This window comes from Streptomyces sp. 35G-GA-8 (assembly GCF_023534745.1).
Taxonomy (GTDB): Bacteria; Actinomycetota; Actinomycetes; order Streptomycetales; family Streptomycetaceae; genus Streptomyces.
Genome location: NZ_JAMHJQ010000012.1, coordinates 282,840 through 300,786 on the forward strand (window position 1 = coordinate 282,840; position 17,947 = coordinate 300,786).

Sequence of the window (17,947 nt, forward strand, 5' to 3'; positions counted from 1 at the left end):
TCTCAGGGGGTGCATCGGATCTCAGGGGGTGCAGACGACGCCCGTGCACTGGGCGGATTCGGCGTTGCCGCCGGCCAGGTTGGATCCGCCGTCGACGTTGCCCGGGTCGGCGAAGATGCCCCAGCTGTCGTTGTCGCGCGCGGTGTTGCCCTGGATGGTGTGAGTGGCTTTCGAGACATGGATGCCATCGCCCTGGTTGGCGTTGGTGGTGTTGCGAATCAGCTGGTTGCCTGCCCCGGGCGCCGCTTCTCCGTCGACATAGATGCCCCGTGAGCTGTTGCCGTTGGCCTGGTTGAGCTCCAGGTAGTTGTTGAGTGAGTGCGACAGACTGATCCCGTCCCCGGTGGTGTCGTTCGCGATGTTCGACCGGATCAGGTTGTTGTCGGAGTAACTCAACTCGATGCCGCCGGTGTTTCCGCTGACGTCGTTGCCGGTGACCGTGCTGCCGTGGGACGACTGGAGGACGATTCCGCTGTCGCCGCTGCCCTGGAGCGCGTTGGACAGGATGCGGTTGCCGGTGGAATCGGAGACGGTCAGTCCGGCATCCGCGTTCCGGGCGAACGAGTTGCTCTGGACGAGGTTGTCGTTCGAGCCGAGCTGGAGGACGATCGCGCCGTCGCTGCTGTCGCCGAGGGTGTTGGTCAGCAGGGTGTTGCGGCTGGAGCCTTCAAGGATCAGGCCGGTGTCTCCGCTGCCGGTGATCTGGTTGCCTTCGAGGCGGTTGTCGACGGAGTTCTGGACGAAGACGCCCTCGCCCTGGTTGGTGGTGATCGTGTTGTCGACGATCACGTTGTCGCTCGCCCCGGCGATTATCGCGACTCCCCTCTGGGCCTGCCGTTCGATGAGGTTGTCGCGTACCTGGTTGTTGCTGGCGCTGTCGAGTTCGACGCCGGAGAATTCGTTGCTCTGGATGGTGAGTTCTTCGACGACATTGCGCAACGTGCCGGGATTGAGCTGTACTCCGTGGTCGAACTCCTGCACCCCGGCGGGTGTGCTGCTGCTGTTGGTGATGGTGACGTCATCGAAACCGTCGTTGCGGATCCCGATGCCCAGGCCGACGCCGTCGACGGCGTGTCCGTTGATGTCGATCGTGATGCCGCCACTGCCGACGATCAAGCCGTCGCCGGGGCAGTCGAGCAGGTCGGCGTCGAGAACGACGCTGGTCGTGACGGTCTGACCGCAGGAGAGTTGCACTGCGTGCGCGGCCTGCGCGGCCTGCGCGGGCGTCGACAGGCTGATGAGCGCGGTGGCCCCCACCGCTGCGAACCACCCTGAAGACAGGGCCCTGGAAAGGCGGATCATGTCGAGACTCCTTCTGCCACAGCGTTGCCGGACAGCCTCACGGGCCAGGCTCGGACCCTTGAGGGGTGCGACGAGGCGGACGGCCCGCCTTCCGCTCAGCGTCAAGCGAAAGCATCCCGCAGGAAATGAAAAGGTAAAGGATGGCCTAATATGTGCGAAAGTTGGCCGAATCGGTCAGCTGTAGCGCGGCCTTCCGGTTGCTCCCCCGGTGTCACCTTCAATCCCCTCGCCCGTGCCACAAGCTCCCTGTCGACCGACTATGCGGCCTGACGCCATGTGAGGGTCAAGCGCCTCAGGTTGGGAGGGCGGAGGCATCCGCGTAGGTGCGGTTCCGCCGGGCGGTCGGGGCAATTTCGTTGCCCCCACATGTACTTGATGCGTTTCTCAGGCACGTCCTAATGTGCTTCGCAGGTTGAGGACCGGAGCGTCCGGGATCGCCCAGGGGGTAGGCAGGATGACGGGGATCGGGGAAATGCGGCTCGGTGACGGGACCGCCTTACGTGTAGAGGTCGACGGGCTGGACGCCGGCGGAATCGACCGGGTGGGTCACAGGCCGGCATCCGACGTCGTCCGTGGCTCCGCCGAAACCTTGCGGGAAGCGCTCACCCATGTGCGCCCCGCGTTGGAGGAAGTGGCCCGGACTGTACGGGACATGGAGCTGCGTCCCGACTCCGTCACCGTCGAGTTCGGTATCAAGCTGTCGGCGGAGGCCGGGGTCGTGGTCGCCAAGGCGGCCACCGAGGCCAACTTCACGGTGACGCTGAACTGGGACGGACGCGAGCGCACGGGTGAGCCGCATGCCGACTCCACGGAGTGAGGGAGCGCTCGGATCCGGGCTGGTCCGGATCCGGGCGGCAGGCGGCGGCGCGGCCGGGGCCGGCTTCCTCGTGGCCTCCGACATCGTGTGCACATGCGCGCATGTGGTCACCGACGCCTTGGGGTTGCCCAGGGACGTCGGCCGGGCTCCGGACGACACCGTCGTCGTGGAGTTCCCGCTCCTGCGCGACGCGGACGGGGTGATGCCCGCGGTTCGCGCGGAGGTCGTTTCCTGGAAGCCGGTCCGGGATGACGACAGCGGTGATGTGGCGCTGCTGCGTCTGGAGCGGCCGGTTCCGGTCGCGCGGCCGGTGCCGCTGGTGGACGGGACCGCGGTGTGGGGGCACGCGTTCCGTGCGTACGGCTTCCCTGACGGTGCCGAGCACGGGGTGTGGGCGTCCGGAACACTCCGGGCCGCACAAGGCACGGGCTGGGTCCAGATGGACGCCGGGCCCGGCGGCGCGCGCATCGAGGCGGGGTTCAGCGGCGCAGCCGTGTGGGACGACGCGCAAGGCGGCGTCATCGGGATGACCGTGGCCGCGGGACGCGGCCGACTGGGCGGGACCGCCTATCTGGTGCCGTCCGCCGCCCTGGTGGACGAGGAAGTGCTGCGCCCGCAGTGCCCGTTCCGGGGGTTGGCGGTGTTCGAGGAAGAGGACGCGAAGTTCTTCCACGGACGGGAGGACGACACGGAACGGCTGCGGAAGGCGGTCGCGCTGCGCCCGCTCACCGTGCTGGCCGGCCCGTCCGGTTGCGGGAAGTCCTCACTGGTCCGCGCCGGGCTGCTGCCCGCGTTACGGGCCGCCGGAACGACCGTGACCGTTCTGCGTCCCGTCCCGGGTGTACTTCCGGAGACGGTTCTCGCGCAGGCGGTGGTGCCCGTACTGGAGCCGGAGAGCGGCGAGGTCGCCAGGCTGAGCAGGGCGGAAGAGCTCGCGGGACTGCTGCGCGAGGGGTTGCGCGGCGGGCGAGTCGACGAGACGGCCGCCGGACTGCGGGCCGCGTTGCGGGCGCGGGGCGGAGCGGGCGGAGCGGGCGGACACCTCCTCTTCGTCGATCAGCTGGAGGAGTACGCCGGTGCCGAACCGGCCGCCGCACGAGAGCTGTTCACGCTGCTGGCCACGGTCGCCGGAGCGCCGGAGGCGGGCGCCGGTGCCGAACACGGGAACGGCCTGCGCGTGGTGGCCACCGCGCGCTCCGGCTCCCTTGAGGCCCTGGCGACGCCCCGGACATCCGACGCGCTCAGTGACGGAGTGCTGTTCCTCACCCCGCTCGCCGCCGACGGCCTGCTCCGCGCTGTCACCGGGCCCATCGACGCCGTACCGGGGGTGTGGCTGGAGCCGGGGCTGGCGGAACGCATCGTCGAGGACGCCGGTGACGAGCCGGGGCGCATGCCGCTGGTCGAGTTCACACTGACCCGGCTGTGGGAGAAGCGGGAGCAGTCGATGCTCACGCACGCCGCCTACCAGGAACTCGGCGGCGTTGCGGGGGCACTGGTCGGCTACGCGGAAGACGTCATCAGCACACATGTACCGGCGGGCCAGGAGTCCGTGGCCCAGCGGCTGTTCGCCCAGTTGGCCCGGCCGGACGATCGCGGCGGCTTCACGCGCCGGGCCACCCCGGTCGCCGACCTCGGCGCTCCCCTGATGGCACTCGCGCGCCGCCTCGCGCCCGGAAAGCTGGTGATCTTCGCCCGGACGCCCGAGGGCACGGAGATCGTCGACCTCGCGCATGAGGCGCTCATCCGACTGTGGCCCCGGCTGCGCGACTGGCTGACGAGCAGCAGGGAGTTCCGCGAGTGGCAAGAACAGGTGCGACGGGACATGGCGCGGTGGGAGGAACAAGGCAAGGACACGGGAGGCCTGCTGCGCGGGCGGGTGCTCGCCACAGCGGTGGACTGGGTGGAGCGCCGGCCCGAGGAGGTCACCGTCGGTGAACGCGCCTACGTCAAAGCCGGCATGCGGCATGAGCGGCGCGGCGTCCGACGGTGGCAGGCCGCGGCGGCGGCACTCCTGACCCTCGTCATGGCCGCGGCAGCGCTGGCCGTGCGCGCGGAGAGCAGTCAGCGTGACACCGAGGCCAAACTGCGCACCCTCGCTTCCCGGACGCTCGCCGCCGAGTCGGACCTCCAGACCGAGCACAACCCGTCCACGGCTGTGCAGTTGGCGCTGGCCGCCTGGCACACCGAGCAGACGCCTGAGGCCAGGGAGGCACTGCTGCGGCAGTACGTTCGCGGCCAGTATCTGCGCGGCATCCATGCCGGCCTGTGGCGGGGCCCGGTGAAGTCGCTTGACGCGACACCGGACGGCCGGACCCTGGTAGTGCACTCCGACCCGGCGGGCGACGACCCGCTTGAGGCGTCGGTGATCACCGGAGCGCTCAGCGAGACCCCCCGCCATTACAGGCTGCGCGGCCTGCCCGAAGGGGAGTCCACGGGCGCCGTCAGCCCGGACGGCCGCCACTACGCGGTGGCCACGGAGGACGGCAGCGTACGTCTGTGGAATCTGAAGGGACCGAACGAGGAACCCATGGTTCTCACGGGCCGCGCAACGGGCGAGCGTGTCGTGACCGCTTCTTCGGTTGACTTCAGCGCGGACAGCGGCCGTCTCCTGCGGCTGCTCCACTACAATAAATCGCAGCCGGAGGATGAAGGGCGCCAGGCGTTCCTGGACGTCTGGAGTGTGGACAGCGGCGAACAGCTACCTGTGTCTGACGATGTAGTCCCGGCGTCCGGATACTCGCCGGAAGAAGTCGCGTTCGGGCGGGACCCCAACACCGTGGTGATGGTGATGCGCTACGAAGATTACGACAGTAGCGACAACAGCGTGACCACGACCGATCGAGCAACGATACTCGAGCTCCGCACGGGTCGTACAGTACGGAAGATCGCTGAAACGGCCTCCGGTGGGAGCATGTCGCTCGGCGGCGGCGCGTATGTCGTCGAGCAGCGGGAGCGGCGGAAGGCGGGAGGGAACGATCCCTACGTGTATGTCCACGAAATCGCCACGGGGACATCCTCCTTGATGCCGAGCGGAGCTGTGCTGACAGATACCACGGGCTCTTATCTGATGGAGGACAAACGGGTCGAGGATTCGGGCAAGGAGAGCTACAGCGAGATCGCCCTGACTCGCCTTCCCACCGGCGACACCTACCGGACTCGGGTACCGAACGACATTGACGCGGACCCGAAAGTCGCCGCCGTACCACAGGAGGGCGGCGGCGTGACGGTACTGGCCGCGGTCGGGGACACGCTGATGACCACCGCGGCGGAGCCCGGCGTCGTGACGACCGACCGGGATAGACACCTCCTCGTGGACCACGCCGCGATGTCGCCCGACGGGCGGCGTGTGGCACGGGTGCTCGACAGCAGCAGGCTTGAGGTGGAGGACAGTGTGCGTGGTGGCCATGAGACAGCCGCACTGCCCCCTACCGACCAGCCCGACCTGAACTGGCACGTCGCGTGGACGGAGCATTCCGCACAGCTCCTGCTCTGGCAGCCGGAGGGGACGCGGCTGGCCGCGTACGACGCCGACGACCTGACCCGGCGAACGGACGTGTCCCTGGACGCCGGCCCGGACACGGGCAAGCCTCGGGGCATGATTGACGCGGTGGCTCCGCTGGAGGGCGGCGATGCCGCTGTGCTGACCGTGGGCGGCGCTCTGTTGCGGGTGGACCCGGAGCGCGGCGTGCAAACGGGGACGCCACTGAAGGTGGACAGTACGCGGGTTGACCCTGCCGAGCGGTTCGCCCCGTACGGCCGGCTCCTCGCCCGCCCGGGTCACCCGCACGAGGTCGCGGCGGTGACCAGGAACGGTATGGGGCAGGGCACGGTGCTGCTGTGGAATGTCCGGGAACGCAAACAGACCGGTGTCCTGTCCGGCGACAAGATCACCCCGCCTCTTGATGTCGGCGACGGCCCGAGTATGGCCTTCTCGACCGACGGTGAGGAACTGGTGGTGCAGCACGAGGATGGGTATCTCCAGCGCTGGAATGTGGACGAGCAGAGAACCAGCGGTCCGCGCATTCCAACTTCTCCGTACACCGAACTCATCGGCATGACCGACGAAGGCATGGTGATCACGGAGACGGACGTCATCGAGCTGAGGGACGCGGATACGGGCGCCCGAGCCGGCGCTGTCCCCGTGATTGACGTCCTGGGCGGCACACGCATCCTTCTCGGGAACCAGCTGATCAAGGAATACGCCGGCTGGCGCCAGTCCTACATCGTGAGCGCCGACGCGTGGTTCCGGCGGTTGTGCGCAGCCGCGAGCCGCGACTACACCGACAGCGAGCGGAACCGTCTCCTCCCGCCGGGAACCCCACCGGAACCTCCGTGCACCGGCGTCTCACCACGATGAGCGACCGGCGCCCGTTCCACGGTGCCGGCCCTCTCCGACGCACCCGGTGTCGGACGCACCGCTCACACGATGACGGATTCCTGGAACTCGCCCCGGTCCCGCGGAACGGATCGCGCCGTACCCAGGTCCGCCGCGGCGGCCTGGAAGCCGAGCGCCGCGCCGCGTTGCCCGACCCGTACGGTGGCCGCGTGCGACTGCCTCTGGACGCGGTGCGCCTCTGGCATCCGGATCGCGGCGAAGCCGGCCAGCGCGGCCGGGACGGGCAGGTCGGGCAGCGTGAGGAGCTCGGTAAGCGTCGCGGCGTCCCGCAGGCCCACGCCCGCGCCTTGGCCGAGCCGGGGGCTCATCGCGTGTGCGGCGTCGCCGACGAGGGTGACCCGGCCGCTGGTCCACCGGTCGGTCACCACCTGGCGGATGTTGGCGTAGTAGCCGACGGGTTCGGTGCGCATGGCCTGGACGAGACTGCGCAGCGGACCACGCAGGCCGCGATGGCGCTCGGCGAGGCCGGCGAGCGGGTGATCCCGGTGATTGTCGGGCTCGCCGGGCAGGAACACGGTGGCGTTCAGCGTCCTGCCGCCATCCATGAGGAAGTAGCCCAAGGACCCGTCGCTCGTCATCGACGTGACGTCGAGGCCGTCGATGTTGGGGACCTGGAAGCGCAGGACGGCGCTGCCCGCATAGCCGGCCTCCGGACCGCCCAGGACGGTGCGTCGCGTCCAGGAGTCGATGCCGTCGGCGGCCACGACCGCGTCGAACTCGCCCCTGCTGCCGTCGCTGAACTCCGCTTCCACCAATGCGCCGCGATCGGCTATCGCGACCGGCGAGATGCCGGTGCGCACCTGGTCGCGGACCGGTTCGTAAAGCCACATCTGCAGCGCGGAGCGGGCCGTGATCCGGCCGCCCATCCCGGCCATGGCAACCGGGACGGAGGTGTCCGGGTCGAATATGACGACATGGCTGAGCAGGTCGGCGGACAGCTCCGCCGGGTCCAGACCGAGCCGGCGAAGGGCGTCGAGATGCCGCTCCGCGAGCACGATCGCCCAGCCCGCCTCAGCGATGACCGGTGCCTGCTCGACGATGGTGACCTCGACGTCGCGGGCCCGGCGCAGCCCGTTGGCCAGGGCGAGACCGGTGAGTCCGGCACCGACGATCAGGATGCGGCGCCTCACGCGACCGCCATCCCGCCGTCGACGGCGATCACCTGACCGGTCACCCAGGCCGAGGCCGGGTCGGCGAGCGCGACGATCCAACGGGCGACCTCATCGGCCGTGCCACGACGCTTCAGCGGCAGCGAGGCCGCCTCCCGCGCCTTGACCGCCTCCACCGCCTCCGGGGGCAGCACCGACGAGAGGATCGGGGTCTCGGTGGGGCCCGGGGAGACCGCGTTGACCCGGATGCCCTGCTCGGCCAGCCCGGCGGCCCACGACCGGGTCAGATAGTCGACGGCGGCCTTGGACGCGCCGTAGAAGGCGCCCTGGGCATTCGGGCGCTGCGCGACCGCACTGCTGACGTTCACGATGCTGCCGCCCGAGGCGGACAGATGCTTCACTGCCGCGCTCACCAGATAGGACGGTGCGAAGACGTTGATCGCGAACAGGTTGCCCAGCGCCTGGGCGTCGAGGCCGGATAGTTGCAGAGGGCTGAGCGCGCCGGCGTTGTTGACCAGTGCGTCCAGCCTGCCGTGCGCGGCTGCGGCCTCCTCGACCAGCCGGTCGGCCCGCGCCTGGTCGGCAATGTCCGCGACGCGGTAGTCGATGGCCGGGTGCTCCGCGGCGAGCTCGGCGAGCGGTGCCTCCCGGCGGCCCGCCACGATCACCCGCCAGCCCGCTTCGGCGAGTTGGCAGGCCGTCGCGCGGCCGATTCCGGTGCCGCCGCCGGTGATCAGGGCGACACGTCCCGGGGTGTGAGTGGTCATGTTCGACTCCTTGGACAAGAAAAATGAATGATCTTTCGATTTGAAGTCTCCTCCCGGCAGGGGCGTGCGTCAAGACGAAAGATCGTTCTATATTGAGTGGCATGCCTCAGGTCACGCCGGAGTACCTCGCCCAACGACGCGCGTCCATCCTCGCGGCCGCGCGCCGCCGCTTCGCCACTCACGGCTTCCACACCACCTCGATGCCTGACATCTGTGCCGAGGCGGGCATGTCCGCCGGCGGGGTCTACCGCTACTTCGACGGCAAGGACGCGATCATCAGAGAGCTGGCCGAGACCGCGATGGCGCCCGTTCTCCGCGCCCTGCGCGAGGCTGCCGACGCTGACCCGGCGCCGGGGCCGGCCGAGGTCATCGACCTGATCCATCGCACCCTGCTGACAGACGGCGCTTCGACGTCCACCGCGCCGTTCATGCTTCAGGTGTGGGCCGAGGTGGTCCACAACCCCGGTCTGCGGGAGTCCCAGCGCCATCACACCGCCGAGCTCCTGGACATCCTGAGCGCTTTCGCCCGTCGGTGGGCGGATCTCGACGAGGAGTCGGCGAGGTCCGCGGCACGCGCCCTGATCGCGATGAGCCTGGGCACGTTCTTGATGCAGAACGTCATCGAGATCGACGGCGAGCCGACGTCCGCCGCAACCCTGCTCACGTCGCTCAACGGCATCGTCTGCCGTTCTGACCAGGGAGGCGAGGAACGGCCGCGCGACTGAGGCTCGCTCGTCGCATATACGAGTCTCCTTGCCGCGGACCCTCTTTCAACTCGGCGGTGAGCTGCTTCTCCACCCACTGCTCGGCCCGGGTGTCAGGGCCGACCACAGCCGAGACCGTCGAACGTCCACGGGTCCGGTGGGCGGGTCCGGCCTGTCCGCGCCCGCTGACCGTGGCTCAGTCGGTGCCTGCGGCCGGCCCGTCGGCCCAGGTGCGGACTGCCCGGGCCGTGGTGACGGCATGTTCCTCCACGATCGTCCAGTGATCGCCCGGGACCTCCATGGTGTCGCACGGGCCGGGCCAGGAGCCCTGCCCCGCGTGCCCGGCGGAGGTGTCCTCCGGGGGATCCGACTCCGGCGGCCGGTCGGTCGCGCGGACCAGCAGTACGGGGACGTCCGAGGGTTCGGGGCGCCACCCTCGGAGCATCCTGGTGTAGGCGCCGAACGCGGCGAGGGCCATGTCGTCCATCGTCGTGTCGTACTCCGCTCCCATGGCCAGAGCCGTGCGGGCGGGCATGGCGAGCAGCCACGGTTCGGCTTCCCGTTCGGGGGTCACGTGGTAGGTGTCGAGGAGGATCAGGCCCGCGGGCGGAGTGCCGGTGGCCGCGAGCCGCGCGGCGACCGCGTGGGCCGGGTACCCGCCCATCGACCAGCCCAGCAGGACGGGGCGGCGTCCGCCCAGCCGTTCGCGCAGGGTGGCCGTGTGCAGGTCCACCAGTGTCCGCCAGTCGCGCGGCGGCGCGTCGCCCGAGGTGACCCCCGGGTGCCGCATCTCCCACACGTCCCGGTCCCGCTCGAATTGGCGGGCCAGCGTGGCGTACCAGGGCCGACCGAGGGCCGGGGAGAAGCCGGGGAAGCACACCAGCGGCGACCGGCCGGCCGCACCCTTGGCCAGGTGGAGCGGGTCCAGGGCGTGCGCGGCGGAATCCTCCGGGCCGAAGCCGGGAATCGCCAGTGAGGCCGTCACGAGCAGATGCATCGCCGAGACGACGTCACCCGTCGCGCACACCCGGCGGTAGAGGGAGGCGAGCGTCTGGGGCGACCGGGCCCTCACGGGACGCGCCGGCCCGGCGGCAGCCGCCGCCTGGTGGGGCGGCGCCTCGGACAGCCCGGCGAGCAGATGCTCCGTCAGCTGCTCGCAGGTGGGCAGGTCGAAGGTGAGGGTGGGAGGCAGCTCCAGACCGGTGAGCAGGCTCAGCCTGTTGCGCAGCTGAACGGCGGCCAGGGAGTCGAGGCCGAGTTCGCTGAGAGCGCGGTCGGCCGTGACGGCGTCCGCGCCGGTGTGCCCGAGCACGTCGGCGACCGTCTCGCGGACCAGTGCGAGCAGAGCGGTGCCGTGGTCGGCGACCGGTAGCCGCGCCAGCCGTTCGCGCCACGCGCCCGGCGTCTCGTCCGGCACCCGGCCGGTACCGGAGGCGCCCCCTCCGTCACCCGGTCCCCCGCCGCCACTCGGTCCCCCGCCGCCACCGGGTCCCCCGCCGCCACCCGGTTCTCCGGCCGCGGTCGGCGGTGGGCCGGACAGAGCCGACAGGTCCCGCAGGGGCGGCGGGAGGGGCCGTCGGGCCCGGGAGGCCGCCGGGTCCAGCGGCAGCGGCGCGAGGACGGGCTCGCCCGTCGCCAGGGCGGCGTCGAACAGCGCCAGACCCTCGGTCGGGGTGACCGCTCGGACCACGCCGTCACCCGTCCGGCCCGTGCGGGCGGCCATGCCCTCGCCTCCCGCCCACGGCCCCCACGCCAGCGAGAGCGCGGGCAGCCCCCGGGCCGTGCGGTAAAGCGCGAGGGCGTCGAGGAAGGCGTTCGCGGCGGCGTAGCCGGTCTGGCCGGGGTTTCCGAGCAGGCCCGCCGCCGAGGAGAAGAGCACGAACCGCGACAGGGGCAGATGCTCCGTCAGCTCGTGCAGGTGCCAGGCCGCGTCCGCCTTCGGCCGCAGGACCGCCGCGATACGCCCGGGTGTCTGGCCCTCCAGCACACCGTCGTCGAGGACGCCCGCCGCGTGCACCACGGCGGTCAGGTCGGCGGAGCACGCGGCGACCACCCCGGCCAGCGCGGAGCGGTCGGCGGCGTCACAGGCGACCACGTCGATCCGGCCGCCGGCCCGTTCGATCCGCTCCCGCAGCCGCCGCGCGGCGGGCGCGTCCGGGCCGCCGCGGCCGGCGAGCAGGAGCCGGCGTACCCCGTGACGTTCCACCAGATGACCGGCGAGCAGAGCACCGAGCGCACCTGTCCCACCGGTGATCAGCACCGTGCCGTCCGTCTCGAACCCGGCCGGCCGGGCGGGCTGGGCGGCCGGCGACCGGGTCAGCCGGGGTACGTGCACGCTGCCCGCGCGCACGGCGAGCTGGGGTTCGCCCGTCGCCAGGGCGGCCGGCAGCCGCTGCGCCGACTCCGGGTGGCCGTCGACGTCGACGAGAGTGAGGCGGCCGGGGTACTCGGACTGGGCGCTGCGCGCCAGCCCCCAGACCGCGGCGGCGGCCAGGTCGGGATCCGCGCCGGTGGCCCCCCGCGTCACCAGGACCAGGCGCGTTCCCGGTGCCAGCACCGGCAGCCGACCGCGCAGCAGCTCCAGGGCCCGCGTGACCAGCTCGTGTGTGTCGGCCACCGGGCCCGCGGACGCGCCGGTCGGAGCCAGGGAGACGACGTGGGCGGTGTCGGGGGCGGCCGCCACGGCGGACCCGTCGCCGGATACCCCGAAAGCGGGGAACACGCCTGGTCCCGATACTCCGTGTCGTGGCCCGGGGACGGACGCGCCGCCGCTCGGGGCCGTGTCCGCGGCCGGCGCGGGCCGTCCGGCGCCGGACAGTATCGCGGCCAGGCCGAGGTCGTCCGGCGTGCCCACCTCCCAGACGGGCGGCGGGGCCGAACGGGCCGGGGCGGCGGACGTCCAGTGCGGCCGGTACAGCGGCTCGGGCCGCCGGTACCCGCCGCCGTCGGCGCCGGGTACCGCGCGGGTGGTCAGTGCAGCCACCCGCAGCACCGGCCGCCCTGCCGGGTCGGTGAGGTCCGCCGCGACGGTGTCCCCCGTGCGACGGAGCCGAACCCGCAGGGCGGTCGCGCCCGCGGTGTAGCGCGTGACGCCCCGCCAGGCGAACGGCAGCCGGCCGGTCCCGCCGGGCTGTCCCGGATCCGCGGGGGCCAGCAGCGACGCGTGCAGGGCGGCGTCGAACAGCGCGGGATGAACGCCGTAACGCCGTGCCTCGGCCACGGCCTCGTCGGGAAGCCGTACGTCGGCCAGCAGGTCGTCGCCCTGCCGCCACATCGCCCGCACGCAGCGGAACGCCGGGCCGTAGGCGTGACCCGCCTCCGCCAGGCGCCCGTACGCTCCGGTCAGGTCGACGGGCACCGCGTCCGGAGGCGGCCAGGACTCCCCGTCGCCGTCCGCCGGGCCGGGACCGCCGGCCGGCTGTCCCAAGTCCTGTCCGAGACCCAGACGGCCGGTGGCATGGTGGGTCCACGCCCCGAGAGGGCCGCCGTCCCCGGGGCGCGCGTACAGGTCGACGGTCCTGCGGCCGGACGGATCCGGCGCGCCGAGCGCCACCTGCACCTCCACGCGCCCGCCGGAGCCGGACAGATGCAGCGGAAGAAGCAGCGTCAGCTCCTCCAGTTCCGTCAGGCCGCACGCCGCGCCCGCGTGGAACGCCAGGTCGGCGAGAGCGGTGGCGGGCACCAGCACCCGGCCGTGCACGACGTGGTCGCGCAGCCAGGGCTGCGCGGCCTCCGACAGATGGCCGGTGCTCAGCAGACGGTCCGTGTCCGGGAGGCTCGTCGTCACGGTCAGCACCGGGTGGCCGGTGGCGTGCGGTGTCCTGTCCGCGGGGCCCGCCACGGTGGCGGAGGGCTCGGCCAGCCAGTGGCGCTCGCGCTGGAAGGGGTAGGTGGGCAGGTCGACCTGCCGGGCGGGCGGGCCGGGGTGCCCCTGCCGGACCGCCTCCCAGTCGACCGGGAGGCCGTGCGCGTGCAGCCGGGCGAGTGCCGCCAGGAGCGTGCCGGGCTCCGGGTGGCCGGGCCTGGTCGTCGCGGTGAACACACGGTCCCCCGGCTCCCCGACGGTGCTCAGCGCGGCCGAGGTGAGATGGGCGCCGGGGCCGGCCTCGGCGAAGGCGGTCACCCCCGCTTCGTCCGCGAGATGGCGCACGGTGTCGGCGAAGCGCACCGTCTCACGGGCATGGCGGACCCAGTAGTCCGCTGAGCGCAGATCGTTCCCGGTGGCCGGGCGCCCCGTGAGGGTCGACACGACCGGGATACGGGGCTCGTGGAAGGCGGCACACGACACCACTTGGGAGAACTCCGCCAGCGCCGGTTCGACCAGCGGCGAGTGGAAGGCGTGACTGGTCCGCAGGCGTTCGGTGCGACGCCCACGGTCCTCGAAGCGTGCCGCCACCGCCGTCACCGCCCGCTCGGCCCCGGAGACGACGACCGACCGGGGGCCGTTGACCGCCGCGACGGCCACCGGCCCGGCCGCGGCCGGGGTTCTCGCGAGCTCCGCCGTCGCCTCCTCCTCCGTGGCATCCAGGACGACCATGGCGCCGCCGGCCGGAAGGCGCCGCATCAACCGTCCCCGGGCCGCGACCAGATGGACGGCGTCGTCCTCGGTGAGGATCCCGGCGGCGTGGGCCGCGGCCAGCTCCCCGACGGAGTGCCCGGCCAGGACATCGGGTCGTACCCCCCAGGAGGCGAGCAGCCGGAACAGGGCGACCTCGAACGCGAACAGGCCGGCCTGGACGACATCGGTCCGGTCGAGGGCGTCGGCGCCCTTGCCCGGCTCGGGCCACAGGCTCTCGCGCAGCGGCCGGTCCCCCACGCCGACGGCGTCGAACCGGGCGCACAGCGCGTCGAACGCCTCGGCGAAGACCGGGTAGGCGGTGTGCAGTTGCCGGCCGAGGCCCGGCCGTGCGGCGCCCTGGCCGGTGAAGAGCAGGGCCAGCCGGGGGCCCGTGCGGACCGGTAGGGGCGCCGTCGTCCCTGCGGCGAGCCGGTCCAGTCCGTTCAGCAGGCCGGCGCGATCGTCCGCGGGTAACGCCGCCCGGTAGCGGAGCGCGGCGCGTGCGGTGGCGGCCGAGAACGCCACGTCCCCGAGGGGCTGTTCCGGCCGCTCCCGGAGGAACGCGGCCATACGTCGTGCCTGGGCCCGCAGAGCGCCCGCGTCGGCGCCGGACAGCAGGAGCGGCGGGTGCGGAGCGGCCCGGGTGCCGCCGTACTCCCCCGCGTCCCGCTCAACGACGGCCTCCTCCAGGATCACATGGGCGTTGGTGCCGCCGATACCGAAGGCCGACACGGCGGCACGGCGCGGCTGCCCGGGGGCGGGCCGCCACGGCTGCTCCCGGGTCAGTGGCCGTACGGCGCCCGAGGACCAGTCGACGCCGGGGGACGGCTCGTCGAGGTGCAGCGTGCGCGGCAGCACGCCGTGCCGCATCGCCAGTACGGTCTTGATGACACCGGCGACACCGGCCGCCGCCTGGGTGTGTCCGAGGTTGGACTTGAGGGATCCGAGCCACAGGGGCCGGTCGGCCGGACGGTCCTGCCCGTAGGCGGCGAGGAGCGCACGGGCCTCGATGGGATCGCCGAGCGGGGTGCCGGTGCCGTGCGCCTCCACGGCGTCGATCTCGGCCGGGGTGAGCCCGGCGGCGGCAAGGGCGTCGCCGATCAGCCGCTCCTGGGCGGGTCCGCTGGGCGCGGTCAGGCCGTTGGACGCGCCGTCCGCGTTGACGGCGGAGCCGCGGAGCACGGCGAGCACCGGATGGTTGTTGCGCCGTGCGTCGGCGAGCCGTTCCAGCAGGACCAGTCCGACGCCCTCGCCCCAGGCGGTTCCGTCGGCCGCGGCGGAGAACGGCTTGCAGCGGCCGTCCGGGGAGAGTGCGCGCAGCCTGCTGAACGCGGCGAACGGCACCGGGCCGGCCATGACGGTGGCGCCGCCGGCCACGGCGAGGGAGCACTGTCCCGCGCGCAGGGCCCGCGCCGCCCAGTCCATGGCCACCAGCGACGAGGAGCAGGCGGTGTCCACGGTCACCGCGGGCCCCTCCAGGCCAAGGGTGTAGGCGATGCGCCCGGACGCCACGCTGCCGGCGGATCCGAGGGCGAGGTGTGCCTCGTACGCGTGGCCTCCTCGGTGCAGCAGACGGCCGCCGTAGTCGCCGTGCATCACCCCGACGAAGACACCGGTGTCGCTGCCGCGCAGGGCAGTGGGGGCGAGGCCCGCCCGTTCCACGACCTCCCAGGCGGTCTCCAGCAGCAGCCGCTGCTGGGGGTCGGTGGCCAGCGCCTCCCGGGGGGACATGCCGAAGAAGGCCGCGTCGAAGTCGGCGGCCCGGCGCAGGAACCCGCCGCGTCGGGTGATCGAGGTGCCCGGCCGGTCGGGGTCGGGGTCGTAGAGGGCGGTCAGGTCCCAGCCCCGGTCGGCGGGGAACGCGGAGGTGGCGTCCGCTCCGTCGGCGAGCAGCCGCCACAGCTCCTCCGGCGTGCGGACGTCGTCCACGGGTCCCGGGAAGCGGCAGGCCATCGCGACGACGGCCACCGGCTCGTCGGGCGCCCGCTCGTCCGGGGGTGGCTCGTCGGGGGGTGGCTCATCCGAGGGCCGGGTGTCACCGCGGGTGCCGGGGGCGGGGGCGGCCGGGCGGGCCGCCGGGGGCGGGGGGCCGAGCAGTGCGTCGTGCAGGTAGCCGGCCACCGCGTCCGGTGTCGGACGGTCGAAGACCAGGGTCGGGGGCAGGTCGAGGCCGGTGGCCGTCCCGAGCCGATCGCGCAGAAGCACGCCCTGGAGGGAGCCGAGACCCAGGTCGGCGAAGGTCTGTTCGGGGTCGAGTTCGGAGGCGGGGTCGGGGTCGGGGTCGGGGTCGGTCCCCCGCGCCTCGTCCGTCCCGTCGGTCCCATCCGCCGCGACCACCCTGTCCGTCCCGTTCGCCGCGACCACCCCGTTCGCCGCGACCACCCCGTTCGCCGCGACCACCCCGTCCGCCGCGACCACCCCGTCCGCCTCGGCCGTGGCGTCGAGGACAAGGCGCAGCACGGTACGGCGCCGCTCCGGGGCGGGCAGTGCGAGCAGCCCGGCGCGCAGCCCGGCGCGGGTGTTCGCGCCGTCGTCCGCGAGGGCCTCGGCCAGCCGGGCGGCGAGGACGGTCCGTCGGATCTTGCCGGAGGAAGTGCGGGGCAGGGAAGCGCTCGTCCGGATCTCGTCCGGCATCTTGAACGCGGACAGCCGCTCGCGGCACACGGCCCGCAGTCCGGCGAGGTCGGCGCCCTGCGGGCCGCGGACGACAAACGCCACCGGGACCTCTCCCAACACGTCATGGGTGCGGCCGACGACAGCCGCGTCCGTGACTCCGGGGCAGGACAGCAGCACCTGCTCCACTTCCACCGGGTTGATGTTCTGGCCGCCACGGATGATCAGGTCGCCCAGGCGGCCGGTCACCCGCAGCCCGCCGCCCGGTGTGCGGTGGCCGAGGTCGCCGGTGCGGTACCAGCCGTCCCGCAGGACTTGCGCCGTGCTGTCGGGGCGGTTGTGGTAACCGGTCATCAGTCCGGGGCCTCGCACCCAGATCTCGCCCTCGTCGCCGTCCGCGACGGTGTCCATGGAGACCGGGTGGGCGATCCGGATACCGACGCCGGCCAGCGGTCGCGGCACACGGTCCGGGCCCGGCGTGCCGGGCCGGGCGAGCGCGATCTTGCCGCTGGTCTCGGTGGCGCCGTAGCCGTCCAGAAGCGGTGCGCCGAGCAACTCCTCCACCGAGGCGCGCAGTTCCGCGGGGCAGGGTGCTCCGGCGGTGACGCACACCCGCAGTCCGCCGGGAACCGGCCCGGACCGCCGCAGTGCGCTCTCCAGCAGGTGGTAGGTGGCCGGGACCCCGGCCAGCATCGTGAAGGGCTCGTCGGACGGCTGCCGTCGCAGAGCCTCCACGATGTCCACTCCCCGGTCGAGGAGGTAGGCGCTCGCGCCGGTGGCGACCACCGCGACGACGCACAGCGAATGCGCGTAGGCGTGATGCAGCGGCAGCGGCCACAGCAGCCGGTCCCGCTCGGACATGCCGAGGAGCGGCGCGTAACCGGCAGCGGTCGACCACAGCACCGCCCGCTGGCTCGTCACCGCGCCCTTACGGGTGCCGGTGGTGCCGGAGGTGTAGAGAATCCACGCCGGCTCGTCCAGGCCGAGGTCGTCACGCGGCGGCTCCGGCGCGTCGGTCCCGGCGATTTCCTCGTACGGCACCGCGCCGATGGGCGGCGCGGTCGCCGGGACCACCGGGCCTACGACCACGCTGGCCCGCAGCGGAGACTGCCCGGCCGCCACCCGCGCCAGCCGTTCGAGGAGCGGCGCCTCGGCCACGGCCACCACCGCGCCGCTGTCGCCGAGGACATGGGCCAGTTCGTCGTCGGTCGCTCCCGGGTCCAGTGGCACTCCGACGGCGCCGGCCCGCAGTACCGCCAGACAGCTCTCCACCATCTCGACCCGGCCGGCCGAGCAGAGCAGCACCCGATCCCCGCGGCGTACGCCCAACCGAGCCAGATGCCCCGAGAGGCGGGCCGTCCGGAGCTCCAACTGCGCCCAGGTCACCTCCCGTTGCCCGTCGCGGAAGGCAGTCCTCTCCCCCGTACGTGCGGGGTTCGCCTTCAGCGCCTCGGCCAACGGGCGGACCAGTTCCGCGCGAACCTCCGCCATGCGCACCCCTCTTGTACCACTTGGTCCTCTTGGTCCCCCGACCCCCAACGACTATAGGGTCAGCGGTGGTTCGGGCATACAAGGCGCTCCGGGCGGGGCTCGTGGAGCGAATTCGTCTGCCGGGTCGGCGGGGGACGCGTCGCTACAGAAACTCGGATGCGGGTGCCGCACGACCGCTCCTAGGCTGCGC

General features: G+C 72.7%; 7 protein-coding genes. 3 read left to right on the top strand and 4 right to left on the bottom strand.

All coding sequences use genetic code 11. The annotated features are described in order from the left end of the window. Positions 1-21 precede the first annotated feature (21 nt). A complete protein-coding gene (locus M1203_RS27555; RefSeq protein WP_249952499.1) occupies positions 22-1,302 on the bottom strand; it encodes a nitrous oxide reductase family maturation protein NosD in 1,281 nt (426 codons plus the stop codon). Between the two features lie 454 nt (positions 1,303-1,756). On the opposite strand from M1203_RS27555, the gene M1203_RS27560 reads away from it, so the two are divergent. Together M1203_RS27560 and M1203_RS27565 are read left to right on the top strand one after the other, a co-directional pair. Then, positions 1,757-2,119, top strand: coding sequence for a CU044_2847 family protein (locus M1203_RS27560; RefSeq protein WP_249952500.1), 363 nt, complete (start codon positions 1,757-1,759; stop codon positions 2,117-2,119). Next, on the top strand, positions 2,100-6,476 hold the full coding sequence (locus tag M1203_RS27565; RefSeq protein ID WP_249952501.1) for a trypsin-like peptidase domain-containing protein: 4,377 nt from the start codon (positions 2,100-2,102) through the stop codon (positions 6,474-6,476). The genes M1203_RS27560 and M1203_RS27565 overlap by 20 nt, the downstream gene beginning before the upstream one ends. Positions 6,477-6,538: 62 nt before the next feature. Here M1203_RS27565 and M1203_RS27570 read toward each other — a convergent pair whose 3' ends face one another. Continuing rightward, the gene (locus M1203_RS27570) at positions 6,539-7,645 is read right to left on the bottom strand and encodes an FAD-dependent monooxygenase (protein ID WP_249952502.1); all 1,107 of its coding nucleotides are present in this window, start codon (positions 7,643-7,645) and stop codon (positions 6,539-6,541) included. Continuing rightward, entirely contained in the window at positions 7,642-8,391 is a 750-nt protein-coding gene (locus M1203_RS27575; RefSeq protein WP_249952503.1) for an SDR family NAD(P)-dependent oxidoreductase, read from the bottom strand. The genes M1203_RS27570 and M1203_RS27575 overlap by 4 nt, the downstream gene beginning before the upstream one ends. A gap of 101 nt (positions 8,392-8,492) precedes the next feature. Between M1203_RS27575 and M1203_RS27580 the strand changes: the two genes are divergently transcribed. After that, on the top strand, positions 8,493-9,116 hold the full coding sequence (locus tag M1203_RS27580; protein WP_249952504.1) for a TetR/AcrR family transcriptional regulator: 624 nt from the start codon (positions 8,493-8,495) through the stop codon (positions 9,114-9,116). A 175-nt stretch (positions 9,117-9,291) separates the two neighbouring features. On the opposite strand, the gene M1203_RS27585 is transcribed toward M1203_RS27580, so the two are convergent. Then, entirely contained in the window at positions 9,292-17,757 is an 8,466-nt protein-coding gene (locus M1203_RS27585) for a type I polyketide synthase (RefSeq protein ID WP_249952505.1), read from the bottom strand. Positions 17,758-17,947: the final 190 nt, after the last annotated feature.